A 6,453-nucleotide genomic window follows, 5' to 3' on the forward strand; every position below is an offset into this window, starting at 1 on the left:
ATGAAGAAAAAAATATTTTTGATTTTAAATCAATTGAAAAAAATTATAGTATTTTGTGTACTGCTAAATTTGGTGATTATATCAACTAGTAATGCTGTAATTTTCCGTAAAAATAGTAAAATAAAAAAACAAATTACTATCTATAAACAAAAAAAAAAAATAAAAAGAGAGATTAGTTGTTTTATACAAAAAATATGTTTTTTAAAAAAAGTTAAAAGAAAATATATTTTTTTATACTCTAAAATAGAACTGAGTAATAATAGTAAATATATAGACTTTTTAATAAAAAAAGATAATGAGATTTTAAACGTATTAAAAAATACTTATTTTGAAAAACCTTTAAGTAAAAAAGAAATAAATTGGAGTAATATAAAAAAGAATTATAATAATAATTACTCAGAAAACTACGTTTCTGATTTTTATCAAGAAAAAGATAGAAAAATAGAGAAAGATATTAATCTTGATAAAAAAAATTTAATTAACTCATTATTTTCAGTAAAAAACAATTTTTCTAATAAAAAAATATTTATAAAAAATATTAAGTTAAATGTTTTGAATAAATTTAACCTAGAAGTTAATGACACAGTCAAGTCACTTATAGATAGGATATTCGAAAAATTTAAATTAAACGGAAAATCTTTAGTTAAAATTAATTTAGATGAAAACTTAAATTTAAATAATTCAGAATTAGCTTTATTTTTCCCTTTTATAGAAGGGGAAGATTACATTTTTTTTATACAAAATAATATACATAAAACAGATGATAGGAATCAGAATAACTTTGGTTTTGGAATTAGAAAATTATCATTTGATAACAATTATTTATTAGGAATTAATAGTTTTTTCGATTACGATTTTACATTAGATAATGCGAGAATAGGATTAGGTTTAGAATTATGGAAAGAATTTTTTAAAATAAGTACTAATATGTATTATGGATTAAGTAGATGGTGGCATCAAAATCAAAATTTTTTAAATGGTAAAAAATACCATAATCAGTATGATTATATTAATGATGATGAGTATTTCTCAAAACCTGCAACAGGATGGGATATTAATGTTGAAGGATATTTTTTAAAATTACCAGAAGTAATATTTAAATTAGGTCTTGAAAAATATTATGGAAATATAGGATATAAACTAGATAATAATGCTAAAAAACATGAAAAGTTATTTTCTCCTTTATTTTATTCATTTAGTATAAAATATACTCCTATACCAATTTTTTCTTTTATTATTCAAACAATAAAAACTAGTTATACTAAAAATAGTATCCAATTTGGAGGTAGTCTTAACTTAGAGTTAAATACTCCATTTCATGATCAAATATATAATAAAACTCATAATATTTTTTCATCTTCTTATGATCACAGATATAATTTTGTTAAAAGAAATAATAATATAATTTTAGAGTATAGAAAAAAGTTTTTAATTAAATTATTTACAAAAAAAGAAATTTCAGGGTTTCCTGGGAGCGAACATTCTTTAGGAGTTATAGTAAATTCTGTAAATAAAGTTAAAAATATATATTTTCATAGTAAAAATAGCTTTTTTCAAAAAGGTGGAGCTATTAAATCAATTCATAATAATTATATAATTAAATTACCTCATTACGATTCTCAAAGAGAAAAAAATAATAATTATATAATCAAAGTTACAGCTTATGATTTATTAGGGAATAAAGATGTTTCTTATATTAAAATTAATGTTTTTTCTCCTTTAATAAATAAAAAATTTTCAAGTTTAAACATTTTTCCTAAAACTATATTAATTAATTCTGAAAAAGCAAAAATTACTTTTGAAGCTAGAGATAATAATAATGAACCATTAACAAATATAAAAAATATTAATTTTGTAGTTGATAGTGGTAATTTTCCTGATCTTTTTAATATAGATATTAGTAAAGTTCATGAATATCCCAAAGGGACATATACTGCAATAATTAAAAGTACTTCTCCTGGGAAAGCTTTAATAAAGGTTAAAATCAATAATATTATCAATAAAGACATTAGCGATACTATTAATATAATTTCTATCTTTTCAGATAATATGCAAGTTACAGCAGATCCTCCAAATTTATTTACAAAAGTAAGTGAATCTATTAATCTATCCGTAAAAGTATTTGACAAACATGGTAAAGGAGTAAAAACTTCAGAAGTTAAAATAACTAATATTTTAGCTATGGATCAGCAAGGATATACTAGAAAAGATAGTGGTAAATTCCATTTTGAAGATATAACAAATAAAAAATCTTATGATGGAGATAATTTTATATCTTACACAGATAAAAAAGGAGAATTAAAAGTTAAAATATCTGATCCACATGGTATTGGAGTACGTACCTTTCTTAAAATTAGTGCAGATAATATTATTAGTAAAAAAATTTCTGTAATTTTTACAGTCCCTACTAGTCCTAATAATTTGTATGCTAGGATGTATGGACATATGACTGATGTTTTATCAATTAATGGGTTAAAATTTCATAGACCTGCCTTGTTTTCTGAACGTACAGGAGATCAAGTATATCATTATTTAAATGAAGATTGGGCAAAATTTACTTGGTATAATGGAGAAGATTTTTGTAAAACAAGAAATGCTAGATTACCTAATAGAGAAGAGTTATTAGATTTTTATGATCTTTATCCAGGTACTGATTTACTTAGTAAGTACGGATGGCCTATCGTTGATAGATTTAATTACGTGTGGACTTCTACTTCTATAAGAAATATGTATTTTCGTGATCCTTTACATTTTTATGTTGATTTTTTAAGTAGAAAAATTGATAAAGGAATTATTAGTAATATTTTTACTGTTTTTTGTGTTCAAGAGAAAACTAAATAATTTATTTTTTTGATTAAAAACAATTTTTTAATCAAAAAAATATTATATAATAATAATATGTTTTTCTTTGATATGAAATAATTTAAAATGAAAATATTATTTTATAGAAATGTAAAAAAAAATTTTTTTCATACTATATTTATAATTGTAATTTTATTTTTTCATAATTGTGGATATGCAGAAGACACGCGTTCTATTACTGAACCAGTAATACCTAAAATATGTAAAACATTAATAGCTGATGATAATAAAGATTATACTACTGAAATTAATAATGCTGTTATAAGTTGTGCTAAACAACATAAAGTAATTAGTTTAATGCCATCTAATAATGGAGATACACATTTTTATTCTGGACCTATAATTATTCCTTCTTTTGGGGGGATTTTAATTAATAAAAAAGTTATTTTATCTGCTATTAATGATCCTGTTTTATATGATAAAGGTCATCAAACTTGTGGAGTATTAGATGATATTGGTAAAGGTTGTAATCCTTTCATAATTTTAAAAGGTGAAAATAGTGGTTTATATGGGGAGGGTTATATTGACGGACAAGGAGGAATTATATTAAAAAATAAAAAATATACTTGGTGGCAATTAGCTACAGAAGCTAAAATTAGTCATAAAAAACAAAATAATCCTCATTTAATTAATATTAATTCAGGACATAATATAATTATATATAAATTACATTTAATAAATTCACCAAATTTTCATATTGTATCTTATCAAACAAACGGGTTAACTATTTGGGGGATAAAAATAAATACTCCTGCTGATGCTCGTAATACAGATGGGATAGACCCTTCTTCCTCCCAAAATATAACAATTGCACATTCTAATATTAGTACAGGAGATGATAATATAGCTATTAAAGCTGGTAATAATGGAGAATCTAAACATATAACTATTATAAATAATAATTTTGGGTATGGACATGGTATGTCCATAGGTAGTGAAACAAATAGTGGAGTAAATGATATTCTTGTTAAGAATTTAACATTACAAAATACAACTAATGGATTAAGAATTAAAAGTGATATTACACGAGGTGGGGTAGTGACAAATATTCATTATGAAAATATTTGTATTTTTAATGTAAAAAATCCTGTTGTTTTAGATACTAGTTATAAGGATAATATAAAAAATAAAGAAAAAAATGAAGAAAAAAATATTCCCCAATTTAAAAATATTTTTTTTAAAAATATTAAAGTTTTAACGCCTGGAACATTAAAATTTAATGGATTAGATGAAGAAAATATGATTGAAATTTTTGTAAATAATTTTCATATAAAAAACGGATCTTCATGGATTAAAAATAATGTGATAATTCATGGTAATATCGATAATATCATTAATAATGATATTTGTACATTATATTAATTTTTTTTTAAAACCAAAAAAAAAGTTTTATTATTTTTTTTATTTGATATATTTTTTTTTAAAATATATAGTTCATAAAAAATAGCAGCTGTTTCATTTCCAATAGCTGCTATTTCCCCTGATGAAGAATTTTTAATTAACTTCATAGCAAAAGAAGTACTAGGACAAGTTTTTAATTCCCATAATGGATTTTGATTTATAAAAAAACTACATTGTTTTAGTGGTTCAGAATGACTATAAATTTTTTTTATTTTATTTAAAATAAAATTTTTTTTATTAGAAACTAAACAATGTTTAATAGGTAATTTTAAAACTTTTTTTACACGTAAATAAATATTATTAATTTTTAATAAATTAGATACTTCTGTAATAACTCCTGTAATATTATTATATATAGGTACTATAGCTAATTTAATTAAACCTTGTTTAATACAAAAAAAAATTTCAGTAAAATTTTGACAACTTACATTAATAATTTTTTTATTAATAAAAAAATTATTAATGTAAGTTAAAACAGCTAAATGTGAATAACTATATAAAGGCCCCAAAAAAGCAATACTTTCTTTATTTATATTTGGAAAAATATTTTTAAAATTATTAATATTATCATTATAAATGATATTTTTTTTTTTAATTATATTAATCATTTCATTTTATGTTATGAATAAAATTTTAAATATATTTTATAATATATTTACTTCAAAGTATAATAAAATTATTTCTTTTGTTTAATAACATGCACAAAATCATTCTTATCTATCCAGCAATTCCATCCTGTTGCTAATGAAATTTCATATAAAGATTTTTTTAAAATTTGTCTAAATTTCCACAAGATTATTATCTTACTACCACATAAATTTTTTAAAGTTATTACTTTATAACATAAAGGAATATTATGAGTACAATAAAAACAATGCAACCATTGAGATAATGGTTTTCCTTTTAATTTTTTTCGTTCTTTTAAAGAAACTATAGTCCATATAGATTTTGTAAAAAAAGATGTTATATTTTTATTTAACAAAATAATATTTTTTTTTGTTTTGTCATTTCTATACCATTCATGTAATAAATGACCTATATAAAAATAATTTTTATAATTAATTTCTATACTACAAATAGATAATCTAGTTAAAGATGTTTTTAACCATTCATAATCTTTCTTGCCTGTTGTTCTATCTATAGATTTTAAAAAAGAAAAAGACGAAAAAATAACTTCTCCACCTAAAGGAACTTGAGAAAATCGATATAAACATTCTAACCAAACATCTAAATCTGATTGATCTAAACTTTCTCCTGTAAAACGTATAAAAAAATCATTTAATGATGTTTTTAAAATATTTCTTTCATATCTTCTATATCCTTTTTTTAAAATACCAAATAAAGAACTACGCAAAATAATATTAGGTACTGCTCTTCTATTTTTTGAAATATTTGGAAAAAAATTTTTTGTCTCAAGTTTTTTTGTTAATGTACAAAAAGAAAAAGATTCCCTTATTTTTTTCTTTTCTATTTCTCTTTTTTTTTTTCTAAAAAATTTACTCTTTTTAATGAGTAAATTAATTCTTTTATAAAACTGTCTTTTGCACATGTAAAACTTAACAAATACATATAAAATTAGACATTGTTAAAAAAACTAAATAACGGTTTTTTTAATAAATAAAGTAAATTTTAATAACATAATTTATTTTTTAAAATCCCTCCAAAAAAAAACAAAAGAACTTTTTTATATTGTTAACTAATAAATACAACAAACAAACAAACAAATATATATGAAAGAAAGAAACATTTTCTAGTTAGTTCGTTATTATTTTCAATAAAAACCCAAAAGTAAATAAAATCATTACCTAATTATATCTAATTTTTTTCATATGTCAAAAATAATTTTAAAATTTTTTATGAAATCAATATTCATGTTTTAAAAATTAATAAATTATTTAAAAATAACAAAGTAGTAAAAAACGGGATAGCAAGTAGTAAAAAACGGGATAGCAAGTAGTAAAAAACGGGATAGCAAGTAGTAAAAAACGGGATAGCAAGTAGCTTCGCTATATATATTATATAATATAATGAGTCAGTTATTCTTTTTAATCCCTTTTTAATCCCTTTTTAATCCCTTTTTAAATAATTAAAAAGATCTTGTAAAAAAAAAAAAAGAGTATATAATATATTGTATATGAATGATTTTGACTAAATAGTTAGTTATTAAAAATTTTTTGATAGAAGTTTATA

Annotated in this window: 4 protein-coding genes; 2 read left to right on the forward strand and 2 right to left on the reverse strand. The window is 21.0% G+C overall.

The window, feature by feature from the left end; genetic code table 11:
* Together GJT97_RS02195 and GJT97_RS02200 are read left to right on the forward strand one after the other, a co-directional pair.
* The gene (locus GJT97_RS02195; protein WP_169767869.1) at positions 1-2,841 is read left to right on the forward strand and encodes an inverse autotransporter beta domain-containing protein; all 2,841 of its coding nucleotides are present in this window, start codon (positions 1-3) and stop codon (positions 2,839-2,841) included.
* Between the two features lie 87 nt (positions 2,842-2,928).
* Positions 2,929-4,224, forward strand: coding sequence for a glycoside hydrolase family 28 protein (locus GJT97_RS02200; RefSeq protein ID WP_169767866.1), 1,296 nt, complete (start codon positions 2,929-2,931; stop codon positions 4,222-4,224).
* On the opposite strand, the gene GJT97_RS02205 is transcribed toward GJT97_RS02200, so the two are convergent.
* Together GJT97_RS02205 and trfA are read right to left on the reverse strand one after the other, a co-directional pair.
* Entirely contained in the window at positions 4,221-4,871 is a 651-nt protein-coding gene (locus tag GJT97_RS02205) for a prephenate dehydratase domain-containing protein (RefSeq protein WP_169767867.1), read from the reverse strand. The two genes, GJT97_RS02200 and GJT97_RS02205, sit on opposite strands and share 4 nt — an antisense overlap.
* A 68-nt stretch (positions 4,872-4,939) precedes the next feature.
* Complete coding sequence (gene trfA / locus GJT97_RS02210) at positions 4,940-5,812, reverse strand: plasmid replication initiator TrfA (protein ID WP_169767868.1); 873 nt, start codon at positions 5,810-5,812, stop codon at positions 4,940-4,942.
* Positions 5,813-6,453: the final 641 nt, after the last annotated feature.

This window comes from Enterobacteriaceae endosymbiont of Donacia proxima (assembly GCF_012569285.1).
In the GTDB taxonomy this organism is placed as follows: Bacteria; Pseudomonadota; Gammaproteobacteria; order Enterobacterales; family Enterobacteriaceae.

Excerpts from the sequence above, each read along its gene's own strand:
- GJT97_RS02195 (WP_169767869.1), top strand. The coding sequence starts at position 1 with ATGAAGAAAAAAATATTTTTGATTTTAAATCAATTGAAAAAAATTATA.
- GJT97_RS02200 (WP_169767866.1), top strand. The coding sequence starts at position 2,929 with ATGAAAATATTATTTTATAGAAATGTAAAAAAAAATTTTTTTCATACT.
- GJT97_RS02205 (WP_169767867.1), bottom strand. The coding sequence starts at position 4,871 with ATGATTAATATAATTAAAAAAAAAAATATCATTTATAATGATAATATT.
- trfA (WP_169767868.1), bottom strand. The coding sequence starts at position 5,812 with ATGTGCAAAAGACAGTTTTATAAAAGAATTAATTTACTCATTAAAAAG.